This window comes from Culturomica sp. (assembly GCF_003524185.1).
In the GTDB taxonomy this organism is placed as follows: Bacteria; Bacteroidota; Bacteroidia; order Bacteroidales; family Marinifilaceae; genus Culturomica; species Culturomica massiliensis.
The window spans coordinates 1-20,053 of sequence record NZ_DOED01000009.1 but is presented as its reverse complement, the minus strand read 5'-3'; the positions used below and the strand labels follow the sequence as shown (position 1 = coordinate 20,053).

The 20,053-nt window shown below is 38.9% G+C and carries 20 protein-coding genes; 11 read left to right on the top strand and 9 right to left on the bottom strand.

Annotation, left to right across the window (positions count from 1 at the left end):
- Positions 1-189: 189 nt before the first annotated feature.
- A complete protein-coding gene (locus tag DD657_RS04195) occupies positions 190-1,335 on the top strand; it encodes an IS256 family transposase (RefSeq protein WP_287048615.1) in 1,146 nt (381 codons plus the stop codon).
- A gap of 317 nt (positions 1,336-1,652) precedes the next feature.
- On the opposite strand, the gene DD657_RS04190 is transcribed toward DD657_RS04195, so the two are convergent.
- From DD657_RS04190 to DD657_RS04180, 3 genes are all read right to left on the bottom strand, one after another.
- Positions 1,653-2,384, bottom strand: a complete 732-nt coding sequence (locus DD657_RS04190) for a phage Gp37/Gp68 family protein (RefSeq protein ID WP_068688255.1) — start codon at positions 2,382-2,384, stop codon at positions 1,653-1,655.
- Complete coding sequence (gene tcmP, locus DD657_RS04185; RefSeq protein WP_287048613.1) at positions 2,365-3,495, bottom strand: three-Cys-motif partner protein TcmP; 1,131 nt, start codon at positions 3,493-3,495, stop codon at positions 2,365-2,367. Before tcmP ends, DD657_RS04190 begins: the two co-directional genes overlap by 20 nt.
- A 589-nt stretch (positions 3,496-4,084) precedes the next feature.
- Positions 4,085-4,924: an AraC family transcriptional regulator gene (locus tag DD657_RS04180; RefSeq protein WP_287048611.1), complete on the bottom strand. Its 840-nt coding sequence runs from the start codon at positions 4,922-4,924 to the stop codon at positions 4,085-4,087.
- A gap of 95 nt (positions 4,925-5,019) precedes the next feature.
- On the opposite strand from DD657_RS04180, the gene DD657_RS04175 reads away from it, so the two are divergent.
- The 3 genes from DD657_RS04175 (at position 5,020) to DD657_RS04165 (ending at position 7,300) form a co-directional block, all read left to right on the top strand.
- Positions 5,020-5,673, top strand: a complete 654-nt coding sequence (locus DD657_RS04175) for a flavin reductase family protein (RefSeq protein WP_068688253.1) — start codon at positions 5,020-5,022, stop codon at positions 5,671-5,673.
- Positions 5,658-6,245: a PepSY-associated TM helix domain-containing protein gene (locus tag DD657_RS04170; RefSeq protein WP_287048609.1), complete on the top strand. Its 588-nt coding sequence runs from the start codon at positions 5,658-5,660 to the stop codon at positions 6,243-6,245. The genes DD657_RS04175 and DD657_RS04170 overlap by 16 nt, the downstream gene beginning before the upstream one ends.
- Before the next feature lie 110 nt (positions 6,246-6,355).
- Complete coding sequence (locus tag DD657_RS04165) at positions 6,356-7,300, top strand: EamA family transporter (protein WP_287048607.1); 945 nt, start codon at positions 6,356-6,358, stop codon at positions 7,298-7,300.
- 657 nt (positions 7,301-7,957) lie between these two features.
- Here DD657_RS04165 and DD657_RS04160 read toward each other — a convergent pair.
- The gene (locus tag DD657_RS04160; protein ID WP_287048618.1) at positions 7,958-8,716 is read right to left on the bottom strand and encodes a class I SAM-dependent methyltransferase; all 759 of its coding nucleotides are present in this window, start codon (positions 8,714-8,716) and stop codon (positions 7,958-7,960) included.
- 259 nt (positions 8,717-8,975) lie between these two features.
- On the opposite strand from DD657_RS04160, the gene DD657_RS04155 reads away from it, so the two are divergent.
- The gene (locus tag DD657_RS04155) at positions 8,976-10,844 is read left to right on the top strand and encodes a mucoidy inhibitor MuiA family protein (RefSeq protein ID WP_287048605.1); all 1,869 of its coding nucleotides are present in this window, start codon (positions 8,976-8,978) and stop codon (positions 10,842-10,844) included.
- Positions 10,845-11,272: 428 nt separating this feature from the next.
- On the opposite strand, the gene DD657_RS04150 is transcribed toward DD657_RS04155, so the two are convergent.
- The 5 genes from DD657_RS04150 to DD657_RS04130 all read right to left on the bottom strand — a co-directional run bounded on the left by DD657_RS04150 (position 11,273) and on the right by DD657_RS04130 (position 15,618).
- Complete coding sequence (locus DD657_RS04150) at positions 11,273-11,623, bottom strand: DUF3795 domain-containing protein (RefSeq protein WP_118774346.1); 351 nt, start codon at positions 11,621-11,623, stop codon at positions 11,273-11,275.
- Between the two features lie 541 nt (positions 11,624-12,164).
- Positions 12,165-13,391: an MFS transporter gene (locus tag DD657_RS04145; protein WP_502696214.1), complete on the bottom strand. Its 1,227-nt coding sequence runs from the start codon at positions 13,389-13,391 to the stop codon at positions 12,165-12,167.
- 2 nt (positions 13,392-13,393) lie between these two features.
- Complete coding sequence (locus DD657_RS04140) at positions 13,394-14,068, bottom strand: FadR/GntR family transcriptional regulator (RefSeq protein WP_021989042.1); 675 nt, start codon at positions 14,066-14,068, stop codon at positions 13,394-13,396.
- A 186-nt stretch (positions 14,069-14,254) separates the two neighbouring features.
- Positions 14,255-14,674 (bottom strand): pyridoxamine 5'-phosphate oxidase family protein, encoded by a 420-nt coding sequence (locus DD657_RS04135; RefSeq protein ID WP_021989041.1) that lies wholly within the window; start codon positions 14,672-14,674, stop codon positions 14,255-14,257.
- Positions 14,675-14,757: 83 nt separating this feature from the next.
- Entirely contained in the window at positions 14,758-15,618 is an 861-nt protein-coding gene (locus DD657_RS04130) for an AraC family transcriptional regulator (protein ID WP_021989040.1), read from the bottom strand.
- A gap of 390 nt (positions 15,619-16,008) precedes the next feature.
- Between DD657_RS04130 and araJ the strand changes: the two genes are divergently transcribed.
- The 6 genes from araJ (at position 16,009) to rd (ending at position 19,808) form a co-directional block, all read left to right on the top strand.
- Complete coding sequence (araJ, locus tag DD657_RS04125) at positions 16,009-17,160, top strand: MFS transporter AraJ (protein WP_287048603.1); 1,152 nt, start codon at positions 16,009-16,011, stop codon at positions 17,158-17,160.
- A 258-nt stretch (positions 17,161-17,418) separates the two neighbouring features.
- Positions 17,419-17,997, top strand: a complete 579-nt coding sequence (locus DD657_RS04120; RefSeq protein WP_118774352.1) for a superoxide dismutase — start codon at positions 17,419-17,421, stop codon at positions 17,995-17,997.
- Between the two features lie 167 nt (positions 17,998-18,164).
- Positions 18,165-18,671 carry a flavodoxin gene (locus tag DD657_RS04115; protein WP_068688235.1) on the top strand — a complete coding sequence of 169 codons (507 nt, stop codon included), beginning with the start codon at positions 18,165-18,167 and terminating at the stop codon, positions 18,669-18,671.
- A 17-nt stretch (positions 18,672-18,688) separates the two neighbouring features.
- Positions 18,689-19,048, top strand: coding sequence for a DUF2023 family protein (locus DD657_RS04110; RefSeq protein WP_287048600.1), 360 nt, complete (start codon positions 18,689-18,691; stop codon positions 19,046-19,048).
- Positions 19,003-19,329 carry a DUF6686 family protein gene (locus DD657_RS15180; protein WP_353745283.1) on the top strand — a complete coding sequence of 109 codons (327 nt, stop codon included), beginning with the start codon at positions 19,003-19,005 and terminating at the stop codon, positions 19,327-19,329. Before DD657_RS04110 ends, DD657_RS15180 begins: the two co-directional genes overlap by 46 nt.
- Positions 19,330-19,643: 314 nt before the next feature.
- Complete coding sequence (rd, locus tag DD657_RS04105; RefSeq protein WP_068688229.1) at positions 19,644-19,808, top strand: rubredoxin; 165 nt, start codon at positions 19,644-19,646, stop codon at positions 19,806-19,808.
- Positions 19,809-20,053 lie beyond the last annotated feature (245 nt).

Sequence of the window (20,053 nt, the reverse complement as noted above, 5' to 3'; positions counted from 1 at the left end):
TTTGAGTCCCGTTTTCCGCTCTCTGAATCAGGTAGTTACGAAAGTGACTACCTTTTTTCTTTTCCTGTTTTTCGTGGTTTCGAGCGATCTGTTTAAACCGGCAGATACCCATTTGTGGATAGTGTTTCAAAAAGTGTGTAAATCCCACTTTTATTATTTTTGTAATGGAAGTTTCAAAAATGATAGATTATGGAATTTACACATGAACAAATTTCGGAAATAATTTCTGAAATCACAAATGGGGAATCCGGTCTTGAGGGTTTAATCAAACAAGGTTTGGAAAGTCTGATGATTTCGGAGCGTCGTTTTCACAATGAAGAATTATCTGACGTGAGCAACGGTTATCGTGATCGTCGAGTCTGTCATGGCGGAAAAGTGTTTGAACTTCGAGTTCCGCGTAGTCGCCATAGTAACTTTTACCCGATGTTGCTGGGGATATTAAAAGATCAGGAGGAAGAAGCCCAGAAACTTGTCAGTAGCTTGTATTGTTCTGGCCTGACCACGGAGCAGGTAGGTAAAATCTATGAACAGTTTTACGGTAAGCACTATAGTAAAAGTCAGGTAAGCCGTCTTTTAAACACCGCTCGTGAAGATGTCAACGCTTGGCTGAAACGTAAGCTCGACTCCCGTTACCCGATTCTTTATACCGATGCCACTTACGTTCTCACGCGTCGTGATGAATCGGTCAGTAATGAAGCCTACTACACTGTTTTAGGGGTAAAAGAAGACCGCACCCGGGAAGTACTGACTGTCGTGAACTTCCCCACGGAAAGTGCCACGAACTGGAAAGACGTGTTTGAAGACCTCAAGGAAAGAGGCGTTAAAGTGGTGAATCTACTGGTATGTGATCGACTGGCAGGTATCGAGAACATCCTGGCAGATACTTTTCCTGGAGCGGATCTGCAGCTTTGTACCGTTCATCTGAAAAGGAATATCGTGAATAAAGTCAAACCAAGAGACAAGAAGCAAGTCATGGAAGAGCTTAAACAAATATGCGCGCCCGATCAATGGAACATCAATCCGGAAAAGGCGTTTCAAGCATTTAAAGACTTTATTCAAAGATGGCAGAAAAACTATCCACCACTGAAAAGATATCAACATGAAAGGTACAGATTTTACTTTACATACTTTAAATATGAAAGGAAAATCAGGGGTATGATTTACACCACTAACTGGATTGAAAGACTGAACAGGGATTATAAAAGAGTGATTAACATGAGGGGGGCCATGCCAAATCCACGGGCCGTCATTCTGTTAATGGGAACAGTGGCACAGAACGCGGATATTTATAAATATCCTATTTATAATTTCTTAGAATCGAGTTTATTTTATTAAAAAAAAATAGATTTGCAAAGATGATAGAAAAAAGGAGTACATACACACTTTTAGGGACACTATCATTTTGTGTTTCAATGACGAGCCCAACGACGAGCCTGTTTTAGGGCTATTATATGGGCTCATTTCCGGGTTCAATGGTAACCCGACAGCAAATCCATTTGGAAGCCCACTAACTGTCACGTCCGTGATCCCATTAAAAAATAATATCTATCTTTAGAATAATTTTATTCTGATAAAAAAGCTCACTTTTCAAGGTGAGCTATAAACAAAAATACAATACTATTTTCTCTTCTTTGAAATGGTTTATTTCTATATTACACGAAGGTAGGATACTCTTGTTTTACATATCCCTGCAAAAGTTTCCCATTTTCTTTTTTATTTCGCTTAATTCCGTCTGCCCCCCATGTGCCCCATTGTTTGAAAAAGAAAGCAGAACCCTGAATCCGGCATTGCTTCTCAATATTTAAAACCCATTCTTCTTTCATAGGACGGGCATTTGTACCACTTTCTCCACCAACGATCACCCAATCAATATTGGTCAGATCCATGCTCCCCAGATCTTCCAATAAAGGTTCGCAAGATAAAAATTTCACTGTTGCAGGAATATCACGTAAATCATCAATTCTGCTTTTTACTTTTGGATTTTCAACGGTGACACCCAGCCAGACGTTAGTGGGCACACGACGGGTCGCAAAATATTGCTTCAATATATCTGCCCGCTTCGTTAAAACCTGATAACGATGCTGTGGAGTATGCTTTATGACTTCAAAAACCTGATCGATAAATTCGAAAGGAATATCTTTATGAAACAAGTCGCTCATCGAATTGACAAAAATTGTTCGCGACTGTTTCCATTTCAATGGTTCATTCAAAGTTTCAGGATGTAAAACCAATTCAAAACCCTCTCTGTATTTTTTTATACCCATTGCTTTCAGACGCAAGGCCATAGTGGCAGCATAACAGTGTCGGCATCCCTCCGAAATCTTCGTACATCCCGTAGTCGGATTCCAGGTACTATCAGTCCATTCAATTTTTGTTGTTTTCATTTTTAGCTACCTTAATAATTTTATCGGAGTTGTGAGACAAATAAAAAGCTCCGCTTTTCCGCTTGTCTCCTCCCTCTACACAAATCCTTCTTTCCTTTTCCAATTTTCTCAAAATATCTACTGTTTTTGGAATACTGATTCCCGATTCCAACGAAAATTTATATATCTCCTGATTTGTTCTGGGAACAGAAAAATAATCCAGTAAATGTTCTTCATAAGATTCCAGTTTTGTCTTGAATGTACTGATTCCGGAAACCTCATCGAATAAATTCATAAACGAACCTTCGTATTGTTTCGTTTCATCTATCTCATGATTAGCTTCTCCATTATTGACATCAATACTCCACGAAGCACTCAGAAATTTTTCCAATCCTAAAGGATGATGCGAACCAAAAATCAAGCCGTAATAATTAGTTACTTTCTTGATAGAGAAACGTCCTAAATAGTAATCACCATTAATTAATGTTTTATAATAGTTATAAACTTTTTCATGACATTCATATGGTTTGCTTTCTTCAAACTGTATCTGACTCACTTTTATTTTTTTATTAATGCCTTCATTATCTTTAAATCTCCTGATGGTTGCAGAAGAAATAAAGAACAAAAAATCTGTTCGGGGAGCATCTACTAATTGCCTGAATACACTTTCTGTCACTTGCGATACCCCATATTGATCTATTAATAAAAAAGTAGGGGTAGCCTGTTTTATTACTTGATATTCAGCACTGAACAAATTCTGAAAAGCATCATTTTTAACCTCTAAAGAGCAATGATTACAAGCTCCGCATTTTTCTTTAAAAGCCTGTGTCAAAGCTAATAATTTCTCCGCTTTTTTCTTATCATAATCATTTAAAGTTATAAAAATCTTTTTGTTTTTATTCCTTATATCTTCACAATATTGCTTTAAACAATCCATTATAATCAACGGGCTTCCTTTTTCTCCATAAACATCCTGACCTTCACCTGCAAAAAAATCATAAATAAGAATTTTTTCAAATGGTGAACTATGAATGAAAGTTGGTATCCAGGATTCAATGTACTTTCTGAAAAGTAATAATTTTATTTTAGTACTTTCATCAAAGCCTTTTTCAAATAAATCTTTCTTAGCCATTTCGTCGAATGAATATTTCAATTAATCATAATGATTGCAAGATAGATAATTATTAGTTTAAAACATAATTTATAAAAACAAAATACACCATACAAAGGATATGGCATTAATATCCCCTTCGAAAATTGGATATTTAACAATAATTCTTTTTTTTGCTGTATAAACAGACGCAAGAGGTGTCTGTATATTTTGAAATATTTTATGTTGCGTTGTATAACATGCATCCTGATCAAGCAAAACTGGTAATTTTGGTGTAGTTGGTAGTGAAGAAGGAACGGTCAGAATGATTGTGAGCAACGTTCATGAATATGGTTCGTATAGGTGTATCATATATACTATACTTATCAGAAAGTGGGCGTTCTCCTTTCGTTCGTTCCGGTATACCAGTACCTGCTTGGGCGTTAAGGTGATATAAGTCCCGCTTTCTGTCTTTACAGATGCAAAGACTTTTCTTCCTTTCGCTGAATTAAAATATACAAGAGCTGTGCGAATGAATTTTACAACTTAACAATCTTATAAAATACCTATAGTAAGATACATAAAGTTCAACAACATGAAATATCATTCTATTTACCTGAGATACAATCTCCTATTTTCCTACATTTTTATAAGCAGAAGGATTAATACCTTCATGCCTTTTAAAGAATTTGGATAAATGGCTTACATCTGTAAAACCAAATTCATCCGCAATTTCTTTCAACTTGATTTCTCCGGTTTCTAATCTGCGCTTGATGAGTTGTAATTGCATCTTTTCGATATATTCTTTATAACTTATCTCGAAATTCCGCTTGAAATAAGTACTGAAATAAGATGGCGAAATATTAAAATGATTAGCAATCATATGGATGGAAATACAGTCACGGTTAGATATATTCTCTTGAATATATGCTGCTATATGAGCGTTAGTTGGAGTTTTCTTCTTTAATTCAATATTCCGGTTCTCAATGTATTCTTTTATCATTCCGAAAATGGAAAGAATATGATAATACACAATAGACGAACGAAGTACGTTAATCGTTGAATTATATAGGATAATATTCTCAAAAATATTCTTCAATATAGTCTGGCAAGGTTCACTCACCGTTATCTTGTCCTCTTTCAGCCATTGAATTTCCATGATGGAAGTTGGAGTTATTTCTCGTGAAAAGGACTTATGGGAGCGGTCATAAGTCTCAAAATAGCTTGAAGTAAATTTAATATAGGTAAAGCGCGTTATAGTTTTTACTGTGAAATAATGGCGGTCACCGGGTGCAAGCAGAAATAAATCCCCTTTTTCATATGGAATTGTAACTTCATTAAAAAAATGGTCCCCACACCCATAATGAATATAGATGATTTCAAAATGATCTTGGGCATGTAATTCGCAAGAATATTCTTCCTCAATTACATCTATAATCTTTAATGATTCAAACTGGCTGCACTTTCTCATAGCGTAAATATACAAAATAATATAATGTGAATACAAGTATTTCAATCCTATTTCCGCCTACCTTTGCAAAATAATCATTAACTAAATAGCAGAAAATGAAAAAGATAACATTATTTCCAATGATTTTAGGTATATTTTTAATTACTTCATGTATGGAAAACAGTAAAAAATCAGACAAAGTAGTCTTCACACAGAATGAAGACAGCACGAGTACCACAGGTTGGCAATCTCATTATGACCGGATGGAAGCAACCGACCTTCCTGATAACGTAATAGACTTAATAGGTAAGCAATGGATGCTGGTGACAGCAGGAAATAAAAGTTCTTATAACACAATGACAGCAGCGTGGGGAGGGGTTGGCTATATGTGGAGCAGACCATCTACTTTTATTGTAGTTCGTGATTCAAGGCATACTTATCAATTTTTGCAACGAGAAGAAAGTTTTACACTCAGTTTTTTTACAGAAGAATATCGGGGAGCACTTCGGATTTGTGGAACAAAATCGGGACGAGATACTGATAAAGTGTCAGAAGCAGGGTTGACCCCATTGGAAACCCCTTCCGGACTAATGAGTTTTGAAGAGGCCCGAATGATTATAGAATGTAAGAAAATGTTCGTTCAAGAGATGGACTATACAAATTTGACTCAACCTTATAAAGAGAAAATTATGGAAGAATCTTATAACAACGAGCCTTCTAAACACCAACTCTTTATTTCAGAAATAATCAATATATGGATAAAGAAATAACAGGCAGATTACGGATAGGGAATTTGTTCCGACGGTATTGCAGGACGGTTCATTTTCATCTATCCTTTTTCTTTATGGGAGTGATTCTTATTTATGCAGTATCGGGCATAACGATGAATCATTTAAAGGATTTTAATCCGAAATACGATATAACTGTAAACAATTATACGGTGAAGGGGACATTCCCTACCTCCCATAAATTTAATAAAAATGAAATAATACAGTTGTTAAAAGAGGTAGGCGAGCAGGATAATTATATCAAACATTTTTATCCGAATAACTCAACGGTAAAAGTTTTCTTGAAAAGTGGTTCATCCTATATTCTTGATACTCAAACAGGAAATGTTACTTATGAAGGAATAAAGAAAAGACCGGTTTTTTATCAACTCTCATTTCTCCATTATAACCCGGGAACATGGTGGACCTATTTCTCAGACCTATTTGCGGTATGTCTTATATTGATATGTATAAGCGGTATTCTAATGAATAAAGGTAAACGAGGTTTGTTCGGAATAGGGGGAATTGAATTATTGGCAGGTATATTAATCCCTGTGCTGGCTTTAATTTTATAGATAAATTACATAAGTCCCCCGACTTATTTCGTTATTTTGTTATATCCTTTAATTTCAGCTTGTTATGTCGGGTAAAATGTATAACTAATTTTGATGTAGTACTTAATAAAATGGATGCAAAATTCAAAGGTTCAATTTATGGGATTATTGCAGCAATCAGCTATGGGACAAATCCACTTGGGGCATTATCTCTTTATGAAGCTGGAATAAACGCTAACTCTATATTATTTTACCGCTTCTTACTTGCAACTTTTTTTCTCGGTGGGTTAATGTTTATACAAAATAAATCGTTCAGGGTTACACGAAAAGAATTAGGAATTTTGGCAGGGTTAGGGATTTTGTTTGCGGCATCTTCGCTGACCCTGTTTTTAAGTTTCCACTACATGGATGCAGGAATAGCGTCTACAATTCTGTTCGTATATCCTGTTATTGTAACTGTCATCATGGCTATTTTCTTTAAAGAAAAAACATCCTTAATTACGGTTTTATCTATTCTTTTGGCTATTGGGGGCATAGGACTGTTATACAAAGGGAATAATGGTAGCGTGTTAAATGCAACGGGAGTATCGCTTGTTATGCTATCCTCCCTTTCTTATGCACTTTATATAGTTGCTGTAAATAAATCCTCTTTAAAAATGTCATCTATAAAGCTAACGTTTTATGTGCTGCTATTTTGTACATTAACTATCATGGTTCAATCATTTTTTGACAGCAACAATCATTTACAGTTACTTACAACCTCTTCTATGTGGATGTTTGCTATAATGCTTGCATTGGTTCCTACTGTTATATCCTTAGTATTTATGGTAATTGCAGTACGCCAAATAGGTTCAACACCTACTGCTATCATGGGCGCATTGGAACCACTCACTGCGGTGGTTATCGGTATTACTATATTCAATGAAATATTCACTCTACGGTTGGCTGTTGGCATTATGATGATACTAATAGCTGTAATTCTAATAATAATTGGTAAATCAATTCAAATCAAGACATTAACGGTTGCTATTATTTATATAGGACAAATACTTCATAAACCTTGGCAACCGAAATGAAATTATCTAAATTGTAAATTGATTAAAAGTTTCTATTTTCTATATACGATAATACTCTATCACAACTTTAAAATAGTAAAAACGGGTGTATGATTATTTAAATGTAATTCTTATTACAACGCAAAACATGTTAGAAAAAATGTCAAAGCAGAGATTTCCCGCTTATTATCGGAATATTCGCAGCGCAAAGTTTCCGCATCTGAAATTGTAGAAGCTATTGAAGAATTGGCTAATCATTTAGCCGATTTTAGTATCAACGAACAGGATTATAGCGTTTTACTACGCTATTTTTCTTTCGGATTACATAGTGGAAAATAGTTACGAATACGAATTTGACAAAGACGGTTATGTTACAGTGATGAAAGGCTATAAAACAGAGACCAGCAAAAAAATTTTAGAGGGGACAATTACCGTTGAATACAAATAAGCACTAACCCTTTTTTGCAATATATAAGAGCTGACAAATATATGTTCGTCGGCTCTTTTTTCGTGGTAGAAAAATACGAAAAATCTACTCTTATATACTTTTGGAAAATTTACCACCAACCAAAAATATATGAGTTTAGGAATACATGAAATTAGTATTTTATTACTCCATTAAGATAGAGAGTAAGTATAACCTTTAAATCGGTCTTGATTAGCTTACTCATCATTCTTTCATTTTAATGCTAAAACGTATATCTGTTTTTCTGAATGATCGTTAAATGCTGCTTCTTCAAAATTTCCAAATTTGTGAATAACATTAAATCCAGCCCATCCCAGATATGAATCCAATTCTTGAGGGAAAAACAATCTCATATCCATATTTTGAACTGAATGAAACTTATCATTTATAAAATAATGCCATTTTATGCGATTAATTTGAGTTGCATTTTCATAAAACATGGTCTGTTTTATCAACACGTTTCTTTCATCGTTGGTTGTATATTCCGCTATTACTTTTTGCTCTTTTTCACCTTTAACAATATACTGAATATTAGGATTAAAGCAATCTAACAGAAAGAAGCCCTCTGCTTTAAGATGATTTTTAACCCTCTTTAGTGTCTTGAATAAATCTTCATTTTTATATAAATGATGAATTGAATTAAACGGCATAAAAATAAGGTCGAATTTTTCTTGCAAGTTCAATGTTCTAATATCCGCTTCAATGAAATTAATTCCTAATCCCACTTCGGAAGCTTTTACCTTTGCTTGCTCAAGCATTGATAAAGTGTAATCTACCCCACAAATATTGTATCCATCCTTTGCAATTGGAATCGTAAGCCTGCCAGTGCCACAACAAAGTTCAAGTATTTTAGCATCCTCATTTTTCGGCAACCACTTTTTATAAAACTGCAAATCGGACAGGAAAGTATTTAATCCATCATAAATATTTGCATCGTAAATCAAATCTCCGACCTTATAATCAGTATTCATTTTGCTCTTCATATTTTATACAAAGCTATAAAATTAATTACGAAGCCAATAATCGGTCTGTCATTCCCGCTATTTTGTCTTTACCAAAGCCTTCAAGGCATATTTAATCGTTTCTGTACATGCATAGTGTAAACCTGCCAAAACACATCCGACAGTCAATCTCATTTAGAATAATTTTACACTTACACCACATTATTTCTTTTTAATTTTTACTTTTACCTCTGAATTTTTTACAGTTGAACCAATTTATATCAGGATAATGAAAAAATTCAGGAATTATTTATGGTTTACTCTTTGTTTGTGTATGACGGCAACGGCCGCAACATCACAACGTAAAGTAGAAACAACAGCAGAGAAAGTGATGCTATTTATCGATGGGGCACAGGTGACCCGTACTAAACAGGTGGAACTCCCGGCCGGAAACTCATCCTTGATATTCACCGGGCTTTCGCCTTATCTCGATGCCCGGAGCATGCAAGTGAGTGCAAAGGGCAAGCTTACAATCACAAATGTTAATCTGCAATATAACTTCCTGGATAGTGTGGATGTCAGTCGTCAGCAGGAGCACTTACAGCAGACTTTGAGAAAAGTGGAGAAACAACAGGAAGAACGGAAATCGGCTCTCGCCCTAGTGAAAGCCGAGCAGGAAATACTGAAAAACAATTGTACACTGGGCAATAAAAGCAATACTTTGTCAATAGCAACCATCCGGGAAGCAACCGCTTATTTTGCAGAACAGATGAAAGAGCTTACTGCCAAAGAATTGGCTACCCGTAATCAATTGGAAGAACTGACCGAACAGTATCAGCAATTGCTCCGGGAACTGCGCCAGGCAAAGGGTAAAGACATGAAACGTACCGGTGAAATCCTGGTGGGTATTCACGCTCCGGCCGCTTGTACTGCAACATTTACCTTAAGTTATTATGTAAAGAATGCCGGTTGGTTTCCTTCTTACGACATTCGTTCGGAAAGCCTTGCAGAACCGCTTTCCATCATCTATAAAGCCAATATTTTCCAACACACAGGCGAAGAGTGGAAAAACATCGATCTGTCGCTTTCTTCTTCCAGTCCGTCAACGGGGAATGTAGCTCCCCGCTTAGAGTCTTACCGCCTGAATTACGGTTGGGCGGCTCCCAACTACCGCAATGAAATGAATGGAAACAACATATCGGGGATCATTTCGGATGCCAAAACCAACGAACCTTTAGCCGGTGCTACTGTCAGGATTCCTGGTACTACCGTTGGTTGTACAACAGACATCGACGGCCATTATTCACTTACTATGCCGGAAGGGCAAGGCCGGTTGGAATTTGCATACATCGGCTATATTCCACAGACAACTGAAATACGCAGCAATACGCAAAACATCCGACTAAGCCCCGACTCACAAAGTCTTGACGAAGTGGTTGTTACCGGTTATGCTTCTTCTCCCCGGAAAGCGCTGAAAGCTGCGGCAATCGTAGAAGAAGAAGAAGAAGCTGTCGAAAGTATACCAATGGAAGTCAAACCAACCCGGCAAGTGACAGGCTATGAATTCGATATCAAGATACCTTATACGATTCTTTCAAATAACAAACCCGTCGTGGCGGAAATCGGCCGCTATGACCTTCCTGCTTCTTACGTTTACCAATGTACACCGAAGATCGATAAAGACGCCTTTCTGATGGCCCGGCTTACCGACTGGAATAAACTGAACTTGCTGGAAGGAGAAGCCAACATTTATTTTGAGAAAACATTTATCGGCAAGTCGGTACTCGACCTAAGCACTCCCGGAGATACGCTTTCATTTTCCCTGGGACGCGACCACCAGATTGCCGTACAACGGACAAAAGAGCATGAATATACCTCGCGGAAACTAATGGGCTCCTCTCAAACACAGACCATCAGTTGGAAAATATCCGTTCGGAATCATCGTTTGCAGGCAGTTGAACTAACCCTCTGCGATCAGGTACCCGTCTCCGCGAACAGCAGTATTGTGGTGACAGCTGAAGAACTAAGTGGCGGCAAGCTGGATGAAAACACAGGTATCATTACCTGGCCACTGACATTGAAACCCGGCGAACAACGCGATATTATTTTGCGCTACAAGGTGAAATACCCGAAAGACAGGCGATTGGACGTAGAATAAACAGATCATCAATGCCAGATAAACAACAAAAAATAGTATCCTTTTACTCACGGAAGGCGACGAAGAAGTAATGTATTGCTAAAGCGTCGTCCCGTTTGACAAACAAAGCCAAATAGGAATATTTCAATTCATCATGACAATTATAAGATAAGAAATTATTAGTTTAATAATATAATTTATGAAAGCATAATACATACTACAAATAACATATAATTAATACCCCATCTCAAACAATAATTCTATTCCTCTACTGTATAAACAGATACAAACGGTATCTGTGATTTTCATATGTTATTGCGCTCGTGTCTGAATTTATACTTACAAATTTATTTACAATATCGTATTTACAAACACCTTAAACAACACAAGCCAGCCTAAAGCCAATAAAAATAGCAACGTTTTGGACATTTTCGGAAAGTTTTCAGACTTCAGAGTGTTGTCGAAGACAGAAGATTTTCTTTTGCGCCGGGAGCATGCTGAAAAATAGGAGCGACAATCGGACAACTCTCCAACTCTTTGCAGTCACCGCAGGTATTAAATCCTTTTTCATATACACATTTGCGGATTTCACAATAATCGCTGCAATACGCAAATTTCACTCCGTCTGCACGACACCCCATACAATTTATGGTGGCTGCCGTAATCTCCGGTGCATTGTTCATTACACTCCACTTTTGGGCGGTTTTTTCTCTCAGCTCATTGTCATTCCGGACAGTGGCTATGCGGGCATCGCAATTTTCGCAATCTAATCCGCAACAGGCTATCAATCGTTTTATCATTAAGACAAAACTAATTATTTTTTCTATTTATCCTCCCTATAGGCCAATTTTTATTATCTGCTCCCGTTTCCTAAAGGAGTGTAAACACGCTTTACTCTCAGTCATCTGTATTTGCCTTTTCAGCGGATCTTCCGGCCCAAAGGTTATATCGGGAAAAACCTTTCATATCCGGCAACTCATTTTTTAAATTCCGGTTCAGGTTTGCAAAATAAGTCAGATTCGTAAATTACTTATAATAACAATTCATATAAAGTGTAAATTGTTTGGCAACTTGACTCGTTATCAGATTTTTTTAATCGTAAATCGTAAATCGTAAATCATAAATCGTAAATCTAAAATTAAATCGTTCCTTTTTTCGGAACAAACAGCCTGCACATCTCCGCCTGCTCGATGGTAAGTAGCTTTACTTTCCGGGAATTTATCGCATAACAACGCACCAGAGTTGTAAAGATATCTTATGGCAATATCCTAAATACGGTCGTATGCACGACCTTTAATGTAATTTCGAATAATACAATTACACTTCACAGTGTTTCAACAGTTATTTATCAGATGTCCGACTTTCGATATTCGGCAGCAAGCCTGTAATTATACCCAGCAGAGGCAGCAGGGTACTGATCCGGAAGATGTATTCGATACTGGTTTTATCAGCCAACCAGCCAAAAAAGGCCGAACCGATGCCTCCCAATCCGAACATCAATCCGAAAAATACCCCAGCAATCATACCGACTTTTCCCGGCATAAGGTCAGTCGCATAAACCAGAATAGCCGAGAACGCCGATGAGATCACAAGGCCGATAATAATTGCCAGCACAATAGTACAAGTCAGATTAGCATAAGGGAGCAGTAAAGTAAAAGGCGCAGCTCCGAGAATGGAGCCCCAGATGACATATTTCCGTCCGATACGATCTCCCACCGGGCCGCCGATAAACGTCCCTGCCGCGGATGCCGCAAGGAATGCAAAAAGACAGTACTGTGATCCCTGTACCGACATTCCGAATTTATCCATCAGAAAAAAGGTAAAGTAGTTAGTCATGCAAGCGATATAAAAATATTTCGAAAACACCAGCACCCCCAGGATTAAAAGAGCATGCCGGATTTTCCGTTTGGTAAGTCCGTGCACCGGTGTCGCTGTTGCCGCAACAGATTTACAGGCTACTACAGCCAACTGCCGTTTGTACCAATTCCCGATTTTTACAAGAATAAATATAGCCAGCAACGCAGCCAAGGCAAACCAGCCGATGGAAGCCTGGCCGTAAGGAATCACAATTAACGCTGCCAACAACGGTCCCATAGCACTGCCGGCATTTCCTCCGACCTGAAATATAGACTGTGCTAACCCCTTCCGGCCACCCGAAGCCAGTTGTGCCACCCGCGACGACTCGGGATGAAAAACCGAAGAGCCGCAACCGATCAGGCCGACAGCAAGCAAAATCAGACCAAAGCCGAATGCGACGGACAACATAAGCAAACCGGTTAATGTGAAACACATTCCGACTGCCAGTGAGTAAGGGCGGGGGTGCCGGTCGGCATAGCGACCGGCGAAAGGCTGCAAAAGCGACGAAGTCATCTGAAAAACCAGTGTGATGATACCGATCTGGGCAAAAGTAAAACCGAATTTCTCTTTCAAAAGCGGATAAACCGCCGGGATAACGGACTGCATCATATCGTTAAGCAGATGGGTTATACAGATCATAAACAGGATCGGATAGACGGTTCTGTCCGCCGCAAGCTGGGACAACGGCATAGGTATAGAATTCTTGCTCATAACTACGGCTCCTGTAAAATGATATTGATCGTATGTAAGGCTTCCCGGGCATCTTGGGCTATTATATGCCGAACCAATTGCTTATGCGTAGGCTGGGAAGCCAGGAAACAAGCCGTATCCACATAAATGTGCTCAAATCCTTTCCGCAGATAGATAGCAGCCGACCGGTAAAGCTCGTATAAGATCTCGTTGTGCGTGGCTTTCGCCAAAGCAATATGGAAATTGACATCGGCTTCAATACACGCCTCTAATTGTCCGGCTTCGGCTGTCCTACCCCGCTCGTCAAGAAACCCTTCAATCTTTTCAATGTCCTGCTCCGTACGCCGTTCCGCTGCCCGCCCGGCAATGGCAATTTCCAGTATTTTCCGCACTTCATCCAAATCGTGTATATCAGCACGCCGAAGACGTTGTTCCATCGGCTCATTCGATGCCGTCAGGTTCTCAACAAACGTTCCGGCTCCCTGCTGTACTTTCAGGAAACCCATATTAACCAATATCTTTACAGCTTCACGCACCGTCGAACGACCAACACCGAATATACGCATTAACTCCGGTTCGGTCGGCAGTTTCTGACCGACAGCAAATTTCCCATCCTTAATTTGATTTTGCAGTTGTTCCGCTAATTCCTCCGCCAGCGACTTTTTCTGAATTACTAAATTTGCATTCTCTTTCATCATATCATCTGATGTTTATGCAAAAGTAATTGTTTATTCCAAAATCGACAAAAGAGTTCTTAAGGTTTTACTATAAAAATAACCAGAATAGCAAATCATTTCATTCTATTCAAATGAAAAAGAGAGCTTCGGAACTTGCACTACTCTCCCAAGCCCTCTTTCCGGTTCGGTTCACAAGCCAACAACACGTCAATCGACGACAAAATTTTCCGATTTAAAATCGCTATAATACCTCCCGCAAAATGCCGTAAATTTTAAAACACAATAATCCGGATCGGTAACTCCCTCCTTATAATACATCGTATCACCTTCTTCCCAGATCAGTTCCTTATGTTCACAATCTGTCAGAACGTCCATTGTTCCTTTCAGCATTACCCCTTTGAAAAAACGTCTGTCACAAAAATAAAGACACGAACGGTTGTTCTTTAAATATTGTTGTACACGCATGGAAGAGGTGTTCGTCGTAAAATAAAAAATCCGTATACCTTCCCGTTTCCGGGGAGCTAACATTGCTTTCATATTCGGAAAACCATCCGCATCAACAGAACTTATAAATGCCACTTTTTGATTATCGACAATTCTTCCGACAGTTTTTTCTACATCTTTCATAATATTCTATTTAAATGACTCTGCAAACGTAGGAAAACAGCGGAAAAACAATACCGCAAAAATCAGGGAAGAAACAGCACTTTTCAACGATTTACACGGAGTCGGTATTGCAAAGGCGTCAGATCAGTCTGCTTGCGGAAAAAACGTATAAAATATGAAGAACTTTCAAAATTCAACTGATCTGCTACCTCAGATACAGAAAGAGAGCTATAGGCTAATAATATTTTAGCCTCTTGAATGAGTTTGTTCCGGAGGTAACATTTAGGACTGATTCCCATGCTTTTTTGAACGATCTCATTCAAATAATTGGGAGTAATACATAATTCACCGGCATAATGTGCGGTATCGTGATGAATTTTAAAGTCTCTATCAACCAGATGGATAAAATCATCTGCATACCGGTTCCGAAGCCTGGAAGCAATCACCCATTGTTTCGAATATTCCCGGTTCAACAACGTCAGTATCTCATACAGCAATGCCCGCAAAATGTGTTTATCCTTTGATTGCCCGTTATTTATTTCGGCAATAATATTCTGAATCAAATTCTCTATTCGGGAATAAATACCTACAGCGGTCATTTTAGCAGATGCTCTATCCCTGCTAAAATAAGAAAGATTTTGTATGAAAGAACGGTCATTGAAAAACGAGAGCAAAAATTCCTCCTCAAAGATAAGAGCATACCCTTGCGGAAGGTCACATTTATCCCAGGCCCGGACTTCTCCCGGTTTTGAAAATACAATATCTCCCCGACAAAGAGCATAGCGCTCCCCATCCATAGTCAAATGTCCTGCCCCACTTGTAATAAAAGTAATATCATAATAAGACAGGGTATGCAAAGGATGCTTGTTTATATGCTGCCTGATACTGTCTAATGTGACTACATCTATTAAAAGTTCCTCCCCATATTTCGTTTTATAGAAATTATACCGATAGATAGATTTCACAAGCCTGTTTTTTACAAAGGTAGTACAAACCGAATGCAGAGCCAAATTTATTTAAGTCCTGCAAAGGCCGTGCCTATCGGGTAGTAAAAAGAATTCATATCACCATTTCAGGTAAGGATCGTCGCTTTCAGCATTACCGGAATACCTGATATATAAATACAGAGTTCTAACACTCATAAATAAAATTTTGTAATTTCGCCGCCAATGACAGACCGGTATCCGATAAAGGAACCGACCGCTAAAACGGTCCCCTGTTTTGTAAATATTACGTTTGCTGCACATCCGTTCAGACGAAAGCGGAACCCGCATTTTGGAACAAATTCATAACAGGAAATCGTATTATTACAAGCGTCAGAAAAAGATGATTTGATTAAAAAAGCAGGAATAACGATGAAAAAAAGTCTTATCGCACTGGCATTCGGAACGCTCGGACTTGGAATAGCGGAATTCGTCATGATGGCCATACTGCCCTACGTAGCCAAAGATCTGCACATCAGTATCCCAACCGCAGGGCATTTGATTTCCGCCTATGCACTCGGCGTCTGTGCCGGAGCTCCCATGTTGACACTTGCCCGAAAACTACCGTTAAAAAAGATACTATTGGGGTTGGTTGCTATCATGATGATAGGAAATATTTGTGCAGCCTTTTCTCCCAATTATGAGTTTATGCTTATCGCCCGGTTTATATCCGGCCTTCCTCATGGAGCCTATTTCGGTGTAGCCTCTATCGTCGCCGAAAAACTAGCCGATAAAGGCAAAGGCTCGGAAGCGGTTTCCATTATGATCGCCGGTATGACGATAGCCAATCTTTTCGGTGTTCCACTGGGAACTTCACTCAGTACGCTGTTGTCCTGGCGTCTCACGTTCCTGCTTGTCGGCATCTGGGGAGTCATCATACTTTACTACATTTGGAAATGGGTGCCACAGGTAGAAGGACTCCCGGATACAGGGTTTAAACGCCAATTCTGTTTCCTGAAAACCACTGCCCCATGGCTCATTCTCGGGGCAACAATGTTCGGTAACGGAGGTGTATTTTGTTGGTACAGTTATATCAACCCGCTTTTGACAAATGTATCGGGATTTTCCGCCGAAAGTATCACATTTCTGATGGTATTGGCCGGATTCGGTATGGTTATCGGTAATCTGACCGGCGGACGACTGGCCGATAAATTTACTCCCGGCCGTACGGCAGCCGCTATGCAATTTATTATTTGCATCACCTTATTGTCCATTTTCTTTGCAGCTTCCGTCAATTGGCTCATGCCCTTACTGATGTGCATCTGCACACTGGGTTTATTCGCCGTTTCCAGTCCTTTACAGGTTTCAATTATCCATTTCTCCAAAGGAGGAGAACTTCTGGGGGCAGCCTGTATTCAGGTAGCCTTTAATCTGGGCAATGCCTTAGGAGCAACCATCGGCGCCTTGCCCCTGCAAGCGGGATTCAGCTACCGGTATCCGGCATTATTAGGCGCTCCCTTTGCCCTATTGGGATTCATCCTATTGATCGTATTCGTCAAAAAATACGAAACGAAAAACGGGTAAAAATATTTTTACAATCCCATGCAATTTAGAACACTTCTAAATAATTAAAACACAGGCCTTATTACTTCCCTCTATGAACCGATCAATAAATAGTATTTGACACAGATTGTTTTAATCGTTAATTTTAAAACAAAAAAGCAAATGAATAAAACGAAATGTATAATTGCTGTATGCAGTTGCGTATTATTTACCTTTTTAGGAAACGAGCAAATTCAAGCCAACGATTACAACAAATGTCAAACACAAAAATCGAAAACCATGAAACAATTTACATTACCTCAATTACCTTATAGTGCCGATGCACTGGCACCCGTGATCAGCAAAGAAACCATCGACTACCATTATGGCAAGCATCTGCAGACCTACATCAACAATCTGAATAAACTCATTGCAGGAACGGAGTTTGAAAATGCCGATTTAGAAACGATTGTCAAAAAATCCGACGGAGCAATTTTCAACAATGCTGCACAAACCTGGAATCATACGATATATTTCAACACGTTCTCTCCGAATGCACGTCAGTACCCTGAAGGAAAATTACGGGCAGCTATCGAAAAAGAATGGGGTTCGTTCGACAATTTCAAAAAGGAATTTACCGCAGCCGGCTCTGCTATTTTCGGTTCCGGCTGGGTATGGCTGGCAAAAACACCTGAAGGTCAATTAGTCATTCTCAAAGAGAGCAATGCAGGTAATCCACTGACCAAAGGCTATACTCCACTGCTCGGTATCGACGTATGGGAACATTCCTATTACCTCGACTACCAGAACAGACGGGCCGATCATCTGGAAGCCCTTTGGACAATCATCGATTGGAAAAGCATTGAATCCAGATTCTAAACGATCTTAACTAAAAAAAATCGCAGATGAAGATATCATCTGCGTTTTTTTTATACCCTCTCCCTTATCCTTATGAAACCTACCCCAATAATCCCCATAAAAGGTGATTTACCGGCATAGCCGGAACCTTTACTTTTGACCGTAGTTTAATTAAAACAATACATGAAATGAAAAAAACTGGAATATTTTACGGTTCAACGACAGGAGTAACAGAATCCATTGCCGAACAAATTGCGTCGAAATTGGGAATCACATCATCGGATGTCCATAACGTCGGAAACACAAGTGCCAATACTATCGAAGATTACGAAGTCCTGATCTTAGGGAGTTCAACCTGGGGAACCGGCGATTTACAGGACGACTGGTATGATTTTCTGGACACACTGGCTGCCTGTAACCTTCATGGCAAGACGATAGCCCTGTTCGGATGCGGAGACGGTTGTGGATTCGGAGGAACATTCTGCGATGCCGTAGGGACAATTTACGAAAAATTACAGGGGTTGGGATGTACATTTACCGGATCGGTAGAAACAGCCGGCTACGGATACGATGCCTCTACAGCTGAAGTAAACAACGGTGAGTTTGTCGGACTGCTGATCGACGAAAACAATGAAGCGGATAAAACCGAAGAACGCATAAAATCCTGGACGGAGGCACTTAAAAAAACTCTTTAATTCCAAACATTTCAATCATGACCGACACCTGCATTTTATCCGGTGATTTAAAAATATTCGTGCATCACATCTACGAGTTTCAAAAAGGAATACGCAGCATGGTACTATGTACACTGGATAAAAAAGACGAAGCATTTGCCCTGCAACGTTTGGAAAAACTGGAGATTGCTTATTTTATACACGTAATCAATCCGTCCCGGATCAATCTGTTTTTCGGGAAAAAAGAATGTATCGGTGTGGTCCGGAGGATTTGTAACCGTCCGTTGAATAAGCTGAGTCCTGAAGAAGATTTTATTCTGGGTACAATGCTGGGATACAATATTTGCCAACAATGCGATCGTTATATCCAACGCAAAACTTTAAAGAAAATTGCATAAAAACCATAAACTTAAATCTTACACTCCAATTTATGAAAATTCTAAATACAACACCCAACGGCTTACTCCTGTTTTGCCCGAATTGCAAAGCTTACCACCTCGAATTCGGAAATCTCTTTTTCCGTTTTTCGGAAGAAGAAATGAAAGAATTCCGTAAATATATCTCAGCTATTGACGGGCCAAAATACGAGGCTATAAACCACGAAATGCCCAATCGCCGAAAAATATTTTACGTATGCCCATCAACGGGTTTCATTGTACCCTCAACAGTACAGAACTAAAGGAATTACAATATTTAGTCAATAAAACGACAAAACTACCGGACATTTACAATTTATCTGTATTCTATAAACATGATACTTGTCTGAACTAGTTGTTTTTCTCATTTTGCCAACAGCCGCGGAGAAAGCGTTTCCGCGGCTTCTTTTACAATCCTGCCAAACTTTTACCCCCAAATCCGCCGGTTCATTTTAAAATTACAACTAAACCCGATAAACTTCACAAATCAAAATTTACATCCGGCTTCTTTATAATCTTTTTTTACCTATATTCGCAAAAGTATTATCAATACTATAACCTCAAAAATTAAAATACCATGAAAAAGTACATTTGCACAGTATGCGACTACATTTATGATCCGGCTATCGGAGATCCGGACAACGGCATTGAACCGGGTACTGCTTTTGAAGACCTGCCCGACGATTGGCTTTGTCCACTTTGCGGAGTGGGAAAAGAAGAATTCGAACCGGTAAAAGAATAAGGTATAAAAGTAAGTCCTGTACAAAACACATACAGGACTTACTTATTTTTAAATCACCTCCATCTGAATCTATTGAAATAAAACAAAAATTTCTAAGACTCCGGGGATAAATTGCCTACACTACGTTACGGCTATTTATAAAAAAAGAGTCCCATCACTGTGACCCCGGGAGTAAATTGCCGGAACTACGTTACGGCTATTTACAAAAAAAAGAGTCTCATCTCTGAGACTCTTTCTTTCAAAAT